Genomic DNA, 17337 nt, shown 5'->3' with positions numbered 1-17337 from the left:
GACGCGGATCGGGAGGGGAAAGCCGGCGCGCCCGTCGCGGGCGGCCGGTGCGCGAACCGGCCGCGCACGCGCACCGGTTCGACCTTCGGTACGGCACGCACGGTGCGCGCCGCGGGCGCTCAACCTGCCGCCTGGATCGCCTCTTCGTACACGCCGGCGACGCGCCGCGCGATCACCGCGTTGTCGAAATGATCGCGCGCATAACGCTTGCACGCGGCCTCGTCGGGCAGCGCGATCGCACCAGACAGCGCGCCGCCGAGCCCTTCCGCGATCGCGTCCGCGCCGGTCGACGGCAGCACGAGATCGTTGGACAGCCCGGCCACCGCCTCCGGCAGCCCGCCGACCGGCGTGACCAGCACGGGCGTGCCGGACGCAAGCGATTCGACGGTGATCAGCCCGAAGCCTTCGAGCGCGACCGTCGGCACGACGCTGACCGTCGCCGCACGGTACAGCGCCGCGAGATGATGGTCGGGCACGAAGCCGAGCAGCTTCACGTTGTCCTGCAGCCCCGCCGCGTCGATACGCTGCTGCAGTTCCTCGCCGATCTTGCCCTTGCCGGCGATCAGCAGCAGCACGTCCGGATGACGGTGCTTGACGAGGCCGATCGCGTCGATCAGGTCCTCCAGCCCCATGCGTCGCACCAGCCGGCGCACGGCCAGCACGATCGGCCGGTCCTGCGGCAGTTGCAGCTTGTGCCGCGCCTCGGCGGGCGTGAGCGGCGTGTCGAACTGCGCGGTATCGACGCAGCCGGGAATCACGCGCACGCGCGACGGCTCGATCCCGTAGCGATTCGTCAGGATCTGGCCAAACGCCTGCGACAGCACGATCAGCCGCGACGAGCGCGTATAGACGGCCTGCTCGAGATAGCGTTTCGCGCGCTGCCCGAGCGTCGCGGCGCCCTCGACCTGGCTTTCGTCGGCCCACGGCCCCTGGAAGTGCGACACCTGCGGAATCCCGCGCGTCACGTCGAGGCCCGGGAACGTGTACAGCGCGAAGTGCGAAGAAATCACGTCCGGCCGCTCGCTGCGGATCTCCTCGCGCAGCGCGCGCCGCGCGGCGAGCATCCGGCGCGCGAGCGTCTGCGACGCGGGACCGAAGCCCTGGATCGCGCCGCCCGTGTCGTCGGCGACCTTCGGCGAGCCTGCGACGAGCCCGCGCACCTCCACACCCGCGCCCGGCAGCGCGCCGACGAGCGAGTAGTACATCCGGTCGAGGCCGCCCGCACGTTCGGGGAACCAGTGCATGCCGATCTGCAACGATTTGATCGGCCGGGAAGATTGGGACATCACGATTGCTCCTGCGTGACTGCATGCTCGACCCGCTCGAACGCGGACGGCTGCGTGGGTTGGCCGATGCGCCGGTAGAGCGCGACGTACTGGGCACCCATGTGCGCCCAGCCGAAACGGGTCATCAGTTCGCGAGCCGCGCCGCCCATCGCACGGCAGGTGTCGCGCGACGCCGCGAGCGAACCGATCGCCTGCGCGAGCGCGGCGGGATCGTCCGGATCCTCCAGCACGATCCCGCATTCGCGCGTGATGATTTCCGCGCCGCCCGCGGTGCGCGCGGTGACGACCGGCAGTCCGGCCGCCATCGCCTCGAGCAGCGACAGGCTCATCGCTTCGTAGCGCGACGGGAATACATACGCATCGACCGAGCGCATCAGCGTCGGCATGTTTTTCACGAGGCCGAGGAAATGCACGCGCGAATCGATGCCGAGCGCGCGCGCCTCGTCCGGATACGGGCTGCCGGGCAGATAGCCGGCCACCGCCAGATGGACGTTCGCCGGCAGCTTCGTCAGCGCCTTCAGTACGGTGCCGAGGTTCTTGCGCGGCGTGCGCAGGTCGCCGACGAACAGCAGCAGGAACGCGTCGTCCGGCAGCTTGAACGCCGCACGGTCGGCCTGCGCGCCCGCGAACGCACTGCCGTCGACGCCGTTGTAGATCACGCTGATCTTGCGGCTGTCGATGCCGAGCGCGGCGATCTCGTCGGCCACCTTCTGCGACACCGCGGTGATCGCACGCGAACGCCGGTATGCCCAGCGCTCGAGCGCGGTGTTCACGCGCGTATAGACGTACTGGTAAGCCGACCACATCCCCTTCGTGAGCCCGAACGGATAGTACGGGCTCCTGAACCAGCCGCCGTGCACGAAGTGCGCGGTGTTCACGTCGGCCTTGATCCACGAGATGAAGCCGTTCACGTGCAGCACGTCGTACTCGCCGCGATGCGCGCGCAGCCACCACGCGCTCTTCAGCGCGAACACCTGCTGCTTGACGAGATTCGACGGCCAGAAGCGCCCGACCTTCACCGGCACCCAGCGCACGCGCGGGTCGGCCAGCAGCTCGGGCGCGACGTGCGATGCGACCAGCGTGACTTCGTAGTTCTCGGCCAGCGCCGCGCGCGCGATTTCGTAATTGACGCGGCCCTGCCCGTCGTTATGTCGCACGACATGCGTGACGATCGCGATTCTCAAAGGTCGCCTCCCCGTGAACGCGCGGCGGCCAGCAGGCGTTGCGCCTTCTGCCAGTGCGCCGCGGAAAGTATCGAAAAAATGGCTGTAAACATCAGCAGGCCGCCCGTGCCGATCAGCGAGTTCGTGAACACGAGCATCGCGAACGTCGACAGGCACAGGCTCAGGCACGCGCCGACGAACTTGTCCTTGCGCAGCTTGAACGCCGCGCGCAGCGTGCGGCCGAACAGCATCACGACGCCGGCGAGATACAGCAGCGTGCCGGGCCAGCCGAGCACGAACGGCACGTTCATCACGCCGCTGTCGAAGCTGCCGTACTTGCCGAGCTCGCCGCTGTCGCTCGACAGCTTCGTCGATGCGCCCGTCGCGCCCATCCCCTCACCGGCGACGTCGGTAAACGCCGTCTGCGCGAAGGTTGCGTAGAACTTGTTGCGGTCGTCGTAGCTGCGGTCGTCCTTCAGGTTCACGATCGACTGCAGACGCTGGCCGAGACGATCGGCCACCGGCCCGACGGTCAGCAGCGGCACGCATAACCCGACCAGCACGATGCCGCTGATGAGGATCCGCATCCGCACGCGGTTGTTCGACTGCGCGAGCTGGATCGCGAGCGCGATCACCCAGCCGCCCCACGTCGAACGCACGAGACACAGCGCGAACGACACGAACCCGGCCGCCCCCGCGAACCAGCGGATCTTCTGCGGCGCCGCGAGCACGAACACCAGCGCGCCCATCATCGCGAACGCGAACGGCCCCGACGAGTTCATCGTGCTGAATACCCGCACGCCGTACGGCACCGGCTCGCCCTGCGAACCCATGTCCGAGCCGATCATCCACAACACGTCCCACTGCGGCATCACGAAGTACTGCACGACGCCGTACACGCCCATCACGAGCATGCCCCACATGAACGTGGACAACAGCACGTCGCGATACTCGGGATAGTCGCGCGCGTTGACCATGATGTGAAAGCCGATCAGCACCGGGTACACCCAGTTCGCGAGGTCGTAGGTCGCGGCCATCACGCCGCTCGACACGATCCCGACGAGATAGGCGTACGCGAGCCCGAACAGCATCAGCAGCACCGGAATCCCGCGCCGCTGCGCGAGCACGCGGTAATGCCGGATCAGCCCGAAGCCGGCGATCATCGTCACCGCGAGCGGCGCGACCTGGATCAGGCTGGTCGGCGTGAACGCGCCCTTCGACCAGTCGGCGAGACGCCGCACTTCCGGGCTCAGGAACCACACCCACCACATGAAGCCGACATAGCGCGCCGGGCTCTTGAAATACAGCCAGATGCCCACCGCGATCGCCAGCACCGGAAACGCGAGCGTCAGTACCTTGCCCTGGTGCGCGGCGATCAGCACGGCGGTGAACGACCACAGCCCGGCCTGCCCGGCCCAGTGCTTCGGTTCGGCAAACCAGCTGCGGTTGCGCGACGGTGCGCGTTCGGCGGCAATCGTACTCATCGATCCGCTCTCACCGCGACGACGGACGCGAATCCGCAAGCGGCATCGCCAGGCCCGCGGCGGCCGGCGTGCGGCGCCGTCGCAGCAGGTCGCGCGTGATCCGCACGTGCTGCTCGGCGAACGCCTGCGTGGTCAGGTCGCGCTCGCGCAGGCACGCGGCGGCGGCCCGCGCGCAGCCGAGCGCCGCGACCGGATCGGCGACGAAGCGATCGGCGGCCTGGCGCATCGCCTGCGCGTCGAACGCCGGCACATAGGCGGCCGTATCGTGCGGGAAGTAGTCGCTGAGGCCGCCGACGTCGGACACGATCATCGGCTTGCCGACGGCCGCCGCCTCGAGCATCACGGTGATGCCCGACGCGTGGAAGTTCGGCCGCAGCGGCACGACGATCACGTCGGCCCACGCGTACAGCTCGTGCTGCTTCGCGAGCCCCGACGCCGAGCCGATCTTCACGTTCGGCGCATGCCACTCGCGCGGCACGCGGCGCCGCGTCGCGAGCCGTACGTCGTAGCGTTCGTCGCCGCCGAACGCGGCGAGGAACGTGCGCCAGTCGCGGTCGCGGTCGTTGCCGATCGCCGCGATCCGCAGCGGCCGGTTCGGTTGCCACTGCTGCGGCTCGGTAAGCGGGAAATCCTGCGTGTTCAGCCCGTAATAGACGAACTCGGCATCGCGCCCGAGATAGCGGCGGCACAGCTCTGCGTTGTCGCGGGCGAGCGTGGTCAGCGCGTCGGCGCGCGCGAGCAGCTTGCGGTACAGCCAGCGGCGCGCGCCGCCGAAGCTGCCCCACTTGTCGAACAACCACACGCTCTGCGCGAGCAGCAGCGGGCGCTTGCCCTGCGCGCCGGCGAGCTTCAGGATCAGCGAAGCGGCGAGATGCTCCTGCTCGGTGTGCGTCCAGATCACGTCGGTGTTCAGCAGCGCGGCGCGGTTGCGCCATGCATGCACGACGTCGAAGCCGAGCGCCGCCTTCAGCGCGCGGCGCGCGAGGCTGGCGACCCGGCCCTCGCCGCCGTCCTGCGAATACGTCAGCCGGAATTCGTCGGATTCGGCATGGTGATAGCCGTACAGGCAGCCGATGTTCTCGCCTTTCCGATAGGTACGCGGATCGGCGCCGTAAAACAGGTGGACGTGGACTTTCGTTGTGGTCATGTCAGCCTCCGCCGGGCCGCCCCGATGAGGCTGACCGCCCCCTCGGGGGGCAGCGCGCAAAGCGCGCGTGGGGGTTGTTTCATTTCGAGCCCTCCGGGAGTGGCCGCGCGCGATGCGCGCAGCCCGTTCAAGACGTCACCGGCGGCATCGCCGCACGGTGGGGGGCAAGGTTCGCGCGGCGTGCGTCGCGCGCGCCGCGGCGCACCGCGCGCCAGTGCTCGCGGATCCGGCTGCGCTGCGCCGTATGCAGCGACAGCAGCACGTGCGCGAAACCCGGATAGACGCGCGTACCGACCAGCGTCCACCACCACCACGCGATCTCGCGCCGGACCGGCGGCAGATGCTCGCGCAGGATCAGATGCAGGTTGTATGCGCCGTTGCTGATCGCATTCAGCGAAGCGGCGTCGCGCCGGTCGTCGTCGAAGCGCTCGGCCGGGAAATGATCGACCGCGATCGCCGGGTCGTAGACGAGCTTCCAGCCGTCGCGCTGCACGCGCATGCTGAACGCCATGTCGTTGTGCACCTGCGCACCCGCGCCGCGCAGCCGCGTGTCGAAACGCAGCCGTTCGATCGCGGCGCGGCGGTAGCTCATGTTGGCGCCCTTCAGCATGTCGACTTCGCGCGCGCCGCCGACGCCGAGGTGATGATTGCCGACGATCTTGCCGGACAGCGTGAGCTGGCCGACGAGTTCGCGCGATTCGTCGAGCACGCGGCCTTTCTCGTGCACCCAGTCGCGCCCGCCGACCGCGCCCACGCGCGGATCGGCCTGGAATGCCGACTCGACGCGCGCCAGCCAGTCGGGGTGCGGCGCCGCATCGTCGTCGGTGATCGCGACGATGTCGCCGTTCGCCGAGTCGAGCCCCTTGTTCAGCGCGGCGACCTGCCCCGGCACGTCGACCGGCACGATGCGCAGCGGCAGCGCGCCGCCGACCGCCGGATCGGCGAGCCGTTCGTGCGTGGCGTCGTCCTCCGGGCGCGCGACGACGATCACCTCGTCGGGCAGCCGCTGCTGCCGCTGCAGCGCCAGCAGGCAGCGCGCGAGGTCGGCCGGGCGCCGGTAGGTCGGGACGAGCACGGAAATTTTCATCGATGGTTCTCCAGTCGGCCGGGCTGGCGCGCTGCGCGCCGGCCCGGTTTCGCACACTGCACTCAGGCGCTCAGGTATTCGTGCACGGCCGCGTAGCCGCGGCCGTAGCCGCGCGCCTTCGGCGGCACGCCGTTGAAGATCCCGCCTTCCAGATCGACGCCCGCGGTGCGCAGGCGCTTGATCGCGTCGGCGATCTCGCCTTCGGTGTGCATGCCCGAGCGCAGCACGAGGAACGTCGAGCCGGCCATGCGGCCGATGATGGTCGCGTCGGTCACCGCCAGCACCGGCGGCGAATCGATCAGCACGACGTCGTAGCGCTTGCTGAGCCCTTCGAGGTATTGCGGCAGGCGCGTCGACATCAGCAGTTCCGACGGGTTCGGCGGACGCGTGCCGGCCGCGATGAACGACAGGCCCTGCACCGGCGTTTCGCGCACGGCATCCTCGAGCGGCGACTGGTCGCTCAGCAGTTCCGACAAGCCCGGCTGCGCGGTGAGGCCGAAGTAGCGATCGAGCAGGCCGCGACGCATGTCGGCGTCGATCAGCAGCACGCGCTTGCCCGAATGCGCGAGCAGCACCGCGAGGTTGACCGTCAGGAAACTCTTGCCGATGCCGGGCGTCGGGCCCGTCAGCACGATCACGCGGTTCTTCGCGTCCATCATCGCGAACTGCATCGCGGTGCGCAGGCTGCGCAGGCTCTCGACGCTGAGATCCTTCGGACGCAGGCTCGCGAGAATCGGCCGCGCGCGGCCGCCGCCCTTCTCGGCCGCGGCGTCGAGCTTCACCTGCTCGGCGCTTTGCGGCACCAGCCCGTACAGCGGCAGGTTGAACGCGCGCTCGATGCGATCGGGATCCTCGATGCCCTGGAACAGGTTGCGGCGCAGGAACACGATGCCCGTGCCGAGGATCAGCCCCAGGAACACGGCGGCCGACAGGATCAGCACCTTCTTCGGCTTGACCGGATCGCCCGGGCGCAGCGCCGAATCGACGAGGTGGATGTTGCCGCCCGTGCCGGCCTTCTGCACCGACAGCTCCTGCACGCGGTTCAGCAGCAGCACGTAGATGTCCTCGGCGACCTTCGCGTCGCGCTGGAGCTGGACGGCCTTCACTTCGGTCGCCGGCAGGCTGCGGAAGCGGTTGCTGAACTTGTCCTTCTCGCCCTGAAGCTCCGAGAGCTGCTGCTTCGCGGCGATCACCATCGGGTGCGAATCGGTGAAGCGCTGCGCGAGCGACGCGAGCTGCAGGCGCTGCGCGGCGATCTGCTGCTCGTACTGCACGCTGCCCTCGAGGTAGACCTTCGCCTCTTCGCTCGCGTTGATCGAGCCCGACGTGCGCTGGTATTGCGTCAGCGCGGCTTCCGCGCGTTCGAGGTCGGCCTTCAGGCGCGGTTCCTCGCCCTTCAGGAAGTCGAGCATCTTGGTCGCTTCTGCCTGCTTCGCGACCACGTGCTGGTTCAGGTACGACTGCGCGAGCGCGTTCGCGATCGCGGCGGTCTGATCCGGGTCCTTGCCTTCGAGCGAGATCTGCACGACGCCCGTCTGCTTGCCCTGCTCGCTCACCTGGATGCCGGCCTGGAAGCCGCCGATCGCGTCGAGATCGTTGTAGCGGACCACCGTGAACTGCGTGCCGGGGCGCGCGACGAGCTTCTTCACGAGCAGCGTCACGCCGCCGCCTTGCGCCGATTCGCCGACCTGGCCCGACAGCAGCCGGGTGCCGTTCTGGTCGACGAGCGAATAGGTGTCGTTCGGACCGGCCGTCAGCGTCAGCTTCTTGCCTTCGAGCGCGGGCACGACGCTGATCGAATCGACGTCGGCGACTTCACCGCCCCACGCGTACGATTTCAGGCCGAGCCACGGCCGCGCCGGCGTGCCCGGCGTCGCGACGCGCGCGGCGAGGCTGCCGATCACGGGCAGCGTCTTCGGCACGACCGAGAAGTTCAGCTTGAACTGCTCGACGACCGGCGCGACGACGCCGCGGCTCTTAATGATCTCGATTTCCGCATCGGTCTGCGCCTGCTGCGGACCGGTGTTGATGGTCGCGCCGGTCTGCGTCTGCGTGAGCGCCTGCGACGTGTTGTCGTTGCTCTCGACCCGCACGTGCACGTCGGCCTGATACACCGGCTTCGCGATGTAGCAGTAAAGGCCGGCGAGCGCGATGACCGTCGCCGCGATGCCGAGCAGCAGCCAGATGTCGTCCATGATCACCTGGAGCAACTGGCCGAGGACGACGTCCTCTTCCTCGGTTTTCACGGACAGATCCGCGTAGGAGTGTTTCGCTTGCGTGTTCACCATTCGTTCCCGCTTGAGTGGTGCCGGAGCGGAGGCGCCGCCCCGGCGGGCTATCAGCGCGTGATTTGCCGCATGTAGAAGATCGTCTGGATCGTCGGCAGCACCTGCTGCAGCACCCGGTTGAACTGCACCGAGCTGGCCGTGCTGACGTAGACCACGTCGAGCGGCTGAAGCGGGAAGCGGCTCGACAGCATCAACGCATCGGGCTGCGTCATGTCGAGGCGGAACACTTCAGGCTTCGTCGGGTTGTCGCGCATGCCGCGCATCACGTAGATCTTGCGCGGGTTCGCATCGGTGTCGAGGATGCCGCCGCCCGCCGTCAGCGCGTCGGCGATGGTCAGCCTGCCCTTGAGCATCGGCACCGTGACCGGCGTCTTGACCTCGCCCATGATGAACACGCGGCTGTCGCTGCGATCCGGCACGTTGACGATGTCGCCCTGCTGCAGCATCACGTTCTGCCGCACTTCGCCGCGATCGAGCACGCCGTTCGCGTCGAGCGTGTACAGCTTGCCGTCGCGCGTCAGGCGCACGCGCTGCAGGTCGGCCTCGTTGGTCGAGCCGCCCGAGCGCGAGATCGCATCGACCAGCGTCAGCGGCACGTCGCTCATCGCGAGCGGGCCCGGCGTCTTCACCTCGCCCGTCACCTGCACCTTCTGGCTGCGGTACGACAGCACGCGCACGTCGAGCTGCGGGTTCTTCACATAGCGCGCGAGACGCGTGGCCAGCTCGTCGCGGGTCTGCGCGATCGTCTTGCCCGCCACGTGGATGCGGCCGACGAACGGGAAGAAGATCGTGCCGTCGGCGGCCACCGTCTGGCCGTAAGGATCGGCCTGGCCCGGCAGCGACGACGAATAGGGCTGCTGCAGCGCGCCCGCGATCGTCTGCGTCGTGTTGCCGCCGCTGGAGAACGACTGGCCTTGCGGCGTCGTCAGCTCGGGGTGGTCCCAGACGGTGACGCCGAGGATGTCCTGCGGGCCGATGCGGTACACGTACTGCGACGGATCGGTATAACGTCCCGGCGGCAGCGGATGGTCGACCTGCTGCTTCTGCAACTGGTCCATCACCACTTTGGCGTCGATGTAATGAACCGGATAGGTCTCGGCCGCTTGCTGGCGGCCTTCGTCCTTCAGGTTCGACGAGTCGAGGTAGTTGCCGGGCGCGGTTGCACAGGCCGACAGGAAAGTCGTCAGCGCGACGGCAAGCGCCACCGGGCGCATCGGGCGTTTCAGCATAGTTTCTGTAGCCATCCTTGAACCAGACGTTCGATCTGTGAGTAGCTCTCGCGGTATTCGGCCTCGGGGCCGCCGTGCGGATCGGCAATCTCGGCCCCTTCCCACTTGCCGAGCAGGTGGACCTTGCCGCGCGCGAACGGATCGACCGATTCGACGGCCGCGATCTGTCCGCGCTCGCTGACGAGAATCAGGTCGGCGTCGCGCACGATCCGGCGCGACAGCCGCCGCGAGCGGTGGGTCGTCGCATCGACGCCGCGCTCCGCGAGCAACTGCCGCATCACCGGATCGATGCCGTCGCCGTCGTTCGCATGAACGCCGGCCGAATGAAACGTCGCGCGCGGGCCGCCGCGCGACGCGGCGTGCGACTTGAACAGCATTTCCGCCGCCGGACTGCGGCAGACGTTCGCGTGGCAGACGATCAGGATGTTCCGGAACATGGCGTCTCGTAGCGGGTGACGGGAAACAGGGTTACGCGCTCGCTCGCGCGGCGCCCGGCACGCGGGCGGCGACGGCCTGGCGCGAGCCCGGCCGGCCGATCGGGTGGTATTCGATGCCCTGCTCGCTCATCGTCTCCGGCTCGTACAGGTTGCGGCCGTCGAAGATCACCGGCGTCTTCCACAGGCGGCCGAGCGCGACGAAATCGGGGCTCTTGAACGCCTTCCATTCGGTGACGATCACGAGCGCATCGGCGTCGCGCGCGGCCTGAGCTTCGTCGTCGACGAAGCTCAGGCGCTCGAGCCAGCTCGGGTGATCGGCGAGATCGAGCGCGATCACGCGGCGCGCCTCCTGCTGCGCGACCGGGTCGTACGCGGCGATGCGCGCGCCGCGCGACAGCAGCTCGGCGATCAGCTCGCGGCTCGGCGCCTCGCGCATGTCGTCGGTATTCGGTTTGAATGCCAGGCCCCAGATCGCGAACGTACGGCCCGTCAGGTCCTCGCCGAAGCGCGCGACGATCTTGTCGGCGAGCACGCGCTTTTGCGTCGCGTTGACCGACGACACGGCCTTCAGGATCTGCAGCGATTGACCGTGCTCGTCGGCCGTGCGGATCAGCGCCTCGACGTCCTTCGGGAAGCACGAGCCGCCGTAGCCGCAGCCGGCATACAGGAAGTGATAGCCGATGCGCGGATCGGAGCCGATCCCGCGGCGCACGGCTTCGATGTCCGCGCCGAAGCGGTCGGCGAGGTTCGCCAGCTCGTTCATGAACGAGATGCGCGTCGCGAGCATCGCGTTCGCCGCGTATTTCGTGAACTCGGCCGAGCGCACGTCCATGTACAGCGTGCGTTCGTGGTTGCGGTTGAACGGCGCGTACAGCTTCTTCATCAGCTCGCGGGCGCGCTCGCCCGGCACGTCGTCGTCGCAGCCGATCACGATGCGGTCCGGCCGCGTGAAATCGTCGACCGCCGCGCCCTCCTTCAGGAATTCCGGATTCGACACGACCGAGAACATCTGGTCGCCGCCGCGCTTCGCGAGCTCCTCGGCGACCGCCGCGCGCACGCGCTCGGCCGTGCCGACCGGCACCGTCGACTTGTCGACGATCACCTTGAAGCCCGTCATGTAGCGGCCGATGTTGCGCGCCGCCGCGAGCACGTATTGCAGGTCGGCCGAGCCGTCCTCGTCGGGCGGCGTGCCGACCGCGATGAACTGCACGTCGCCGTGCGCGACCGCGGCCTCGATGTCGGTCGAGAAACGCAGGCGGCCGGCCGAGCGGTTGCGCGCGATGACTTCCTTGAGGCCCGGCTCGTGGATCGGCACGCCGCCGTTGTTCAGGATGTCGATCTTCGCCTGGTCGACGTCGAGACAGAACACGTCGTGCCCGATGTCGGCGAGGCATGCGCCGGTGACAAGACCTACGTAACCGCTGCCGATGATAGTCAGATTCATGATGTGTCGACCTCTTGACCAATGATTCGAAATTCGTAAAACCGGAATGCCCGCGGGGCACTGTGTCAGTACGCGTTGCTGCCGGTGAAGCCTTTCCACAGCGTCAGCGCGACGATCTTGATGTCGAGCCAGAACGACCAGTTCTGCATGTAGTACAGATCGAGCTTCACGCGCCCCATCATCTTCTCGATCTGGTCGGTCTCGCCGCGAAAGCCGTTGATCTGCGCCCACCCGGTGATGCCGGGCTTGATCCGGTAGCGGAACATGTAGCCCTTGACCAGATCCTTGTAGATGTCGTCGTGCGCGAGCGCATGCGGGCGCGGGCCGACGACCGACATCTCGCCCTTCAGCACGTTGATGAACTGCGGCAGCTCGTCGAGGCTGGTGCGGCGCAGGAACCGGCCGACCGGCGTCACGCGCGTGTCGTTCTTGGTCGCCTGCGTCACCGTGCCCGCCGCTTCCTGGTGCACCTTCATCGAGCGGAACTTGTAGATCTCGAACTCGTGCCCGTCGATGCCCTTGCGTTTCTGGCGGAAGAACACCGGCCCCCGCGACGTCAGCTTGATCAGGCCCGCGATCAGCAGCATCACCGGCGCGAGTGCCGTGAGCGCCGCCAGCGCGAACAGCCGGTCGAACACGAACTTCGGCAGGATCCGCACGTCGGTGATCGGCGACGCCGCGAGGTTGATCGCCGGCACGCCGAGCACCTCGACCACTTCCTGGTTGAAGAACGACAACGTGCGCACGTCCGGAATGAAACGGATGTTCACGAAATCATGGCGGAACACCGTCACGATCTGGTGAATCCTCGGTTCCTCCGAGATCGGCAGCGTGAGCCACAGCTCGCGGATCGCGCGGCTGCGCACGAGCCACACCAGCGATTCGAACTGCCGCTCGATGCGCACGTCGTCGAGCGCGACATCGCCCGGCACTTCGCTTTCGTCGTACACGCACACCGGGTTGAAGCCCGCTTCCGGCCGCGCCCGCATCTGCGCGATCAGCCGCCGCGCCGCCGGCGTACCGCCGACGATCGCGACCGCCTTCAGGTTGTAGCCGCCGCGGCGCAGTTGCCGCAGCACGACGTGCACGCAAGCCTTCGAGCCGGCGAGCAGCGCCATCGTCACGAGCGCCCAGTAGCCAAGCCACAGCCGCGACAGGTCGCCCGACTGGTGAAAACTGAAGCTCATCAGGATGCCCGCGAGCTCGACCACGAGCCACGCGAACGCGACGCGGCCCATCAGCCCGACGAGACGCTTGCCTCGCCACGACTGGTAGATGCCGATGGCCGGAAAGAACACCACGACCAGCAGGCAGTCGAACAGCACCGTCGTGCGCTGCAGGTCGTTGAGCCAGATGCTGCCGTCGTGCAGCGCAGCGGCGATCAGCGCCCCTGCCACGACCATCGCGATATCGATGACTCTCGCCAGCACGCTCAACATGTCTGCTTCCTCTTTGAACAGGCGTTTGCCGAACAGCTCCTCGTGCAGCCCGTGCCGCACATTCGATTCAAACGTTGCATGACGCTATTGAAGCGACAAGAAAATCGCCCCTCAAGCGCACAAGTATTTCGAAAAATAATCGGAAATTATTGCCGCGAAGTTTTTGATTTAATTCGGCAGGTTTTCCCGAATCGATCGGAAATCGAGAAATTTTCGGAAATTTTCCCTTCGCCGCGAGCCCTTTGCAGGCACGGGATGACCAACAATGCCCGGAATTATTTTTTATTTTTTTATTTACGTCCGACGCGATCGCGGAAAATTTTTCCAGATGCATGCATGGCGAATATCAGTCAATGGTCCCGGTTTTATTGTCGATTTACTTCATGCTACAACGACAGGCACTGACTTCAACCGTGGAGAGTGTCACCATGAATGCTCCGGCAGTGGCAGCCGAAACGCGCCAATCTTCTTCCGCCGCTCCCGCCGCCGGCACGCGCCTCGCCGTGCAGCCGGTGATTCTTGCGGGCGGTTCCGGCACGCGCCTGTGGCCGATGTCGCGCGAACGCTTTCCCAAACAGCTGATCGGCCTGCTCGGCGATCATTCGCTGCTGCAGTCGACCGCGCTGCGCCTCGACGGCCTCGCGGCCGACTACCCGCTGAACGACGACGTGCTGATCGTGTGCGGCGAGGATCACCGCTTCACGACCGCCGAACAACTGCGCCTGACGGCCAAGCCCGCGACGATCATGCTCGAGCCGCTCGGCCGCGACACCGCGCCCGCGCTGACGCTCGCCGCGCTGCGGCTCGTCGCCGACGGCAACGATGCGGTGATGACCGTGATGCCGGCCGACCATGCGGTCGCCGACCTGCCGCGCTTTCACGCCGCCGTCGCGGCCGGCGTGCACTGCGCGGCGCAAGGCAGGATCGCGACGATGGGCATCGTGCCCACGCACGCGGAAACCGGCTACGGCTACATCCGCGTCGGTGCGCCGCTCGGCGACGCCGCGACGGGCAACCTCGACGTGCGCCGCCTCGACCGTTTCGTCGAGAAGCCGCACCTCGAACTCGCGCAGCAGTACGTCGCATCCGGCGAGTACTGGTGGAACAGCGGGATCTTCATCGTTCGCGCGTCGGTGTGGCTGAAGGCGATCCGCCAGCTCGAACCGGCGATCTACGAGGCCTGCGAACAGGCTGTCGCGCAGGGCAAGGCCGATGGCGACTTCTTCCGCGTCGATCGCGACGCGTTCGCCGCATCGCCGTCGAACTCGATCGACTACGCGGTGATGGAGCCGCTCGCGAGCCTGCCGCAGCTGTGCGAGAGCGTCGTCGTGCCGCTCGACGCGGGCTGGTCGGACGTCGGCTCGTGGGACGCGATCTGGCAGATCTCGCAGAAGGACGAGGCCAGGAACGTCGGCCGCGGCCACGTGCTGTTCGAAGGCGCCGAATCGACCTTCGCGCATTCGGAAAGCCGGCTCGTCGCGTGCGTCGGCACGCAGAACCTCGTCGTCGTCGAAACGCCCGACGCCGTGCTCGTCGCGGACAAGTCGCGCGTGCAGGACGTGAAGAAGATCGTCGGCCGCATCAAGGCGCAACAAGGCGCGGAAGCCACCGATCACCGCAAGGTGCATCGCCCGTGGGGCCACTACGACTCGGTCGACATGGGCGAGCGCTTCCAGGTAAAACGCATCGTCGTGAAACCGGGTGCGCGACTGTCGCTGCAGATGCACCACCATCGCGCCGAACACTGGATCGTCGTGCGCGGCACCGCGCGCATCACGCGCGGCGACGAAACGTTCCTGCTGTCCGAAAACGAATCGACGTACATCCCGCTCGGCGTCTCGCACCGCCTGGAGAACCCGGGCAAGATGCCGCTCGAACTGATCGAAGTGCAGTCGGGCGCGTATCTCGGCGAGGACGACATCGTCCGCTTCGACGATACCTACGGCCGGCAGTGACGCAGCAAGCGCCGGGGCTCCGCTTCGACAGCGGAGCCCCGGCGTGGCAAGCATGGAAAGACGAGGCTTCCGCGCGGGCGTCGTGGCACACGACGGCCCGCGCGTTGCATTGGAACGGCGCTCAACCTACGCGGTACGCGTATTCGCGGCGCTCCGACTGCACGGGATCGTTGCGGCTTTCCGACAACGCACCCGCGTGACGCTCGGCGATGAAGCGCTTGATGTCCGACTCCGCGCGCGCCAGCGCGGACAAACCGGCCAGCACCTCGCTTTGCGGCGCGCGCGCCGGCTCGTGGCTCGCACCGTGGCGATCGATCCACTGGCGCGCCCAGTCGAGCGCGAACTGCTCGGCTTCCTCGGCATCGGTGAAACGCGGACCGATGAGGCCCGAGCGCTCGACGCGCCGGTCGTCCTGCGAGATCTCGGCCCACGCGCGATACATCAGGTTCTGCACGGGCTGCGCGATGCCGCAGATCGTATAGCCGCGATACTCGTCGACTTGCGGTTCGGCAGCGGCGAAGCTCGCCGACGACGCACGCGCATGGCGCAGTTCCGCCGCCGGCGTACCGGGCACCACGAACGACGTGCGGGCCGGATCGGCCACTGCGTCGTCCGGCATCGCGCTCAGCGACGCGCCTTCGCCCTCCCAAACGTTTGCCTGCGCGACCGGCAATTGCCACGACTCGGGGTTTTGCCAGAACACGCCGCGCAAGCGATCGTTGTCGGGCGCGGGCTCCGCGCGACGCGCAGGCACGACCGGCACCGGCGGCGGCGGAATATACGCGAACGTGCGCCCGCTGAACTGGGTCAGCACGTCGATCATCTGCAGCAGCGTGCCGCTCGCGAGCCACTCCTCGTAGCGACGACGGCACGTCGGCCCGGACGGATAACGACCGGGCAGCTTGGACCAGGCTTCACCGGTCGTCAGGATCCAGAGCACCGCGTTGGCAACGACGCGCGGTTCGGCTCGTGGACGCCCACGACGATTCAGCCGGATGGGTTCATCGGCGATCAGCGTTGAAAGACGAAACCACTCTTCATCGTTAAGCTCATCGAAGAACATAGTAGATCTCTCCACGCAGCCAGGCCGGGCTGCGATTGGCGGCGCCGTCGCGACACATCGCGTCGCGGGGCGGCCAGGTTTGCACATTATGTTTATCCGATGTTGTGCATGCCGGCCGACACCGCACTTTCACGGTGCCGGAATTCCCGGCAACAGCGCACAAATCACGGTCTCACTCCAATGTGGGAATTTTTGTGCACGAAGCATACCATCCTCAGGGTTTATCTCAATATGACAATGACTTAATGTTACGCACTGAAACAACCTGCCACGGGTACGCAATCCATTTATGCTTGAATTTTTTTGCGCGATCTTTATGCCCGGCGCTGAAAAGGCCCGTCTGGCGGGGCGCTTCAGGGTATGAAGAATGGCCGCCAATGGGCCTTTCCGGGCTGTTCCGACCCTTGCCTGCAACAATCCCCGGAATTGCCGACTAAAATCGGTAAATCAGGGAAAATTTCGTAACAAGATATTCACGAATCGGTAAATCATTCAATTCCCGTTCAATTGAATTTTCTCCGTGCACAATCTCTTTATTGTTTCTCTGCGAGTGATGAAAGCACGGTGACGCGGAATGCACATTGTTTCTCCGCACGCAAGCGCGGGACGCCTGTTACATTTTCGCGGCAACAGGCGAGCGCTCGCCGCGCTACTCGCGGAAAGCCTGTCTCGGGTCGAACGGAAAAGCGGAATACGCCGCGTAGGACGCGCGGCGGTCATGTCAGCGCAGGTCGCCGGCCAGCGACGCGGTCACGTCCGGATCCACGCGCTGCGGCGGCATCGTGTAGGCCGGGTGATCGCAGCCGATCGACAGCGCCGCCCCGTCCTTGAGCGCCGCGCGCATCGGCACGTCGAGTTCGAAACGCACGAAATGCACGGCCGACGTCTTCTCGTCGTTGTCGCGCTCGAGATCCTCGTCGGCGATCGCGTAGACGCGCGCGTGCCCGTCGACCTGCAGGTACACGCGATCCTCGATACCGATCAGCCGCGCGAGCGCCGCGCGCCGCTCGATCTCGTGTTCGTATTCGATCTGCATCGTCGCCTTCAGGTTGGTGCCGTCGGGCACGAGCGGCAGATACGCGTCCAGTTCGCCGTCGATGCCCGCCTCGTCGAAGATCTTCTCGATGTGCAGCATCTCCTGGATCTGATAGCGGATCGTCGTCTCGTCCTCGAACAAAAAGCGCAGGTGGTTGCCGAGTGCGACCGCCCGGCGGCGCTTGTACGCGACGAGCCGCGCGTGTTCGGTCCTGCGGATCTTCGCGTACGCTTCGAGCGTCAGCAGGGAGTCGCGGGTCAGCGTCATGGGATGTCCTCG

At 67.0% G+C, this 17337-nt stretch carries 13 protein-coding genes; 1 reads left to right on the top strand and 12 read right to left on the bottom strand.

All coding sequences use genetic code 11. From position 1 onward, the window contains the following. Nucleotides 1–119: 119 nt before the first annotated feature. The 10 genes from BT264_RS17890 to BT264_RS17845 form a co-directional block, all read right to left on the bottom strand. A complete protein-coding gene (locus BT264_RS17890) occupies nt 120–1286 on the bottom strand; it encodes a glycosyltransferase family 4 protein (RefSeq protein ID WP_072439360.1) in 1167 nt (388 codons plus the stop codon). Next, the gene (locus tag BT264_RS17885) at nt 1286–2470 is read right to left on the bottom strand and encodes a glycosyltransferase family 4 protein (RefSeq protein WP_072439358.1); all 1185 of its coding nucleotides are present in this window, start codon (nt 2468–2470) and stop codon (nt 1286–1288) included. The genes BT264_RS17890 and BT264_RS17885 overlap by 1 nt, the downstream gene beginning before the upstream one ends. After that, on the bottom strand, nt 2467–3933 hold the full coding sequence (locus BT264_RS17880; RefSeq protein WP_072439356.1) for an O-antigen ligase family protein: 1467 nt from the start codon (nt 3931–3933) through the stop codon (nt 2467–2469). Before BT264_RS17880 ends, BT264_RS17885 begins: the two co-directional genes overlap by 4 nt. Before the next feature lie 10 nt (nt 3934–3943). Continuing rightward, nucleotides 3944–5080, bottom strand: coding sequence for a glycosyltransferase family 4 protein (locus tag BT264_RS17875; RefSeq protein WP_072439354.1), 1137 nt, complete (start codon nt 5078–5080; stop codon nt 3944–3946). Between the two features lie 127 nt (nt 5081–5207). Continuing rightward, nucleotides 5208–6167, bottom strand: coding sequence for a glycosyltransferase family 2 protein (locus tag BT264_RS17870; RefSeq protein WP_072439351.1), 960 nt, complete (start codon nt 6165–6167; stop codon nt 5208–5210). Between the two features lie 62 nt (nt 6168–6229). Further along, on the bottom strand, nt 6230–8455 hold the full coding sequence (locus BT264_RS17865; protein WP_072439349.1) for a polysaccharide biosynthesis tyrosine autokinase: 2226 nt from the start codon (nt 8453–8455) through the stop codon (nt 6230–6232). Between the two features lie 50 nt (nt 8456–8505). After that, nucleotides 8506–9684 (bottom strand): polysaccharide biosynthesis/export family protein, encoded by a 1179-nt coding sequence (locus BT264_RS17860; protein WP_072439347.1) that lies wholly within the window; start codon nt 9682–9684, stop codon nt 8506–8508. Then, nucleotides 9678–10121 (bottom strand): low molecular weight protein-tyrosine-phosphatase, encoded by a 444-nt coding sequence (locus BT264_RS17855; protein WP_072439345.1) that lies wholly within the window; start codon nt 10119–10121, stop codon nt 9678–9680. Before BT264_RS17855 ends, BT264_RS17860 begins: the two co-directional genes overlap by 7 nt. Before the next feature lie 31 nt (nt 10122–10152). Beyond that, complete coding sequence (locus BT264_RS17850) at nt 10153–11565, bottom strand: UDP-glucose dehydrogenase family protein (protein WP_034185153.1); 1413 nt, start codon at nt 11563–11565, stop codon at nt 10153–10155. A gap of 65 nt (nt 11566–11630) precedes the next feature. Continuing rightward, the gene (locus BT264_RS17845) at nt 11631–13004 is read right to left on the bottom strand and encodes an undecaprenyl-phosphate glucose phosphotransferase (protein ID WP_072439503.1); all 1374 of its coding nucleotides are present in this window, start codon (nt 13002–13004) and stop codon (nt 11631–11633) included. A gap of 428 nt (nt 13005–13432) precedes the next feature. Here BT264_RS17845 and BT264_RS17840 point away from each other — a divergent pair, with 428 nt between their 5' ends. After that, a complete protein-coding gene (locus BT264_RS17840) occupies nt 13433–14959 on the top strand; it encodes a mannose-1-phosphate guanylyltransferase/mannose-6-phosphate isomerase (RefSeq protein ID WP_072439343.1) in 1527 nt (508 codons plus the stop codon). 121 nt (nt 14960–15080) lie between these two features. On the opposite strand, the gene BT264_RS17835 is transcribed toward BT264_RS17840, so the two are convergent. Further along, entirely contained in the window at nt 15081–16022 is a 942-nt protein-coding gene (locus tag BT264_RS17835) for a transposase (protein ID WP_072439341.1), read from the bottom strand. 721 nt (nt 16023–16743) lie between these two features. Next, the gene (locus BT264_RS17830) at nt 16744–17325 is read right to left on the bottom strand and encodes a DUF3501 family protein (protein ID WP_072439339.1); all 582 of its coding nucleotides are present in this window, start codon (nt 17323–17325) and stop codon (nt 16744–16746) included. Between the last annotated feature and the right edge of the window lie 12 nt (nt 17326–17337).

The sequence above is a fragment of the Burkholderia sp. NFPP32 genome (genome assembly GCF_900119325.1).
Lineage (GTDB): Bacteria > Pseudomonadota > Gammaproteobacteria > Burkholderiales > Burkholderiaceae > Burkholderia > Burkholderia pyrrocinia_C.
The sequence above is the reverse complement of the archived record's forward strand: the minus strand, read 5'-3'. Positions and strand labels throughout refer to the sequence as shown.

Bases quoted from the DNA above. Each gene is read 5' to 3' on its own strand.
- BT264_RS17890 (WP_072439360.1), bottom strand. From the start codon at position 1,286: ATGTCCCAATCTTCCCGGCCGATCAAATCGTTGCAGATCGGCATGCAC.
- BT264_RS17880 (WP_072439356.1), bottom strand. From the start codon at position 3,933: ATGAGTACGATTGCCGCCGAACGCGCACCGTCGCGCAACCGCAGCTGG.
- BT264_RS17875 (WP_072439354.1), bottom strand. From the start codon at position 5,080: ATGACCACAACGAAAGTCCACGTCCACCTGTTTTACGGCGCCGATCCG.
- BT264_RS17870 (WP_072439351.1), bottom strand. From the start codon at position 6,167: ATGAAAATTTCCGTGCTCGTCCCGACCTACCGGCGCCCGGCCGACCTC.
- BT264_RS17865 (WP_072439349.1), bottom strand. From the start codon at position 8,455: ATGGTGAACACGCAAGCGAAACACTCCTACGCGGATCTGTCCGTGAAA.
- BT264_RS17860 (WP_072439347.1), bottom strand. From the start codon at position 9,684: ATGCTGAAACGCCCGATGCGCCCGGTGGCGCTTGCCGTCGCGCTGACG.
- BT264_RS17855 (WP_072439345.1), bottom strand. From the start codon at position 10,121: ATGTTCCGGAACATCCTGATCGTCTGCCACGCGAACGTCTGCCGCAGT.
- BT264_RS17850 (WP_034185153.1), bottom strand. From the start codon at position 11,565: ATGAATCTGACTATCATCGGCAGCGGTTACGTAGGTCTTGTCACCGGC.
- BT264_RS17845 (WP_072439503.1), bottom strand. From the start codon at position 13,004: ATGTTGAGCGTGCTGGCGAGAGTCATCGATATCGCGATGGTCGTGGCA.
- BT264_RS17840 (WP_072439343.1), top strand. From the start codon at position 13,433: ATGAATGCTCCGGCAGTGGCAGCCGAAACGCGCCAATCTTCTTCCGCC.
- BT264_RS17835 (WP_072439341.1), bottom strand. From the start codon at position 16,022: ATGTTCTTCGATGAGCTTAACGATGAAGAGTGGTTTCGTCTTTCAACG.
- BT264_RS17830 (WP_072439339.1), bottom strand. From the start codon at position 17,325: ATGACGCTGACCCGCGACTCCCTGCTGACGCTCGAAGCGTACGCGAAG.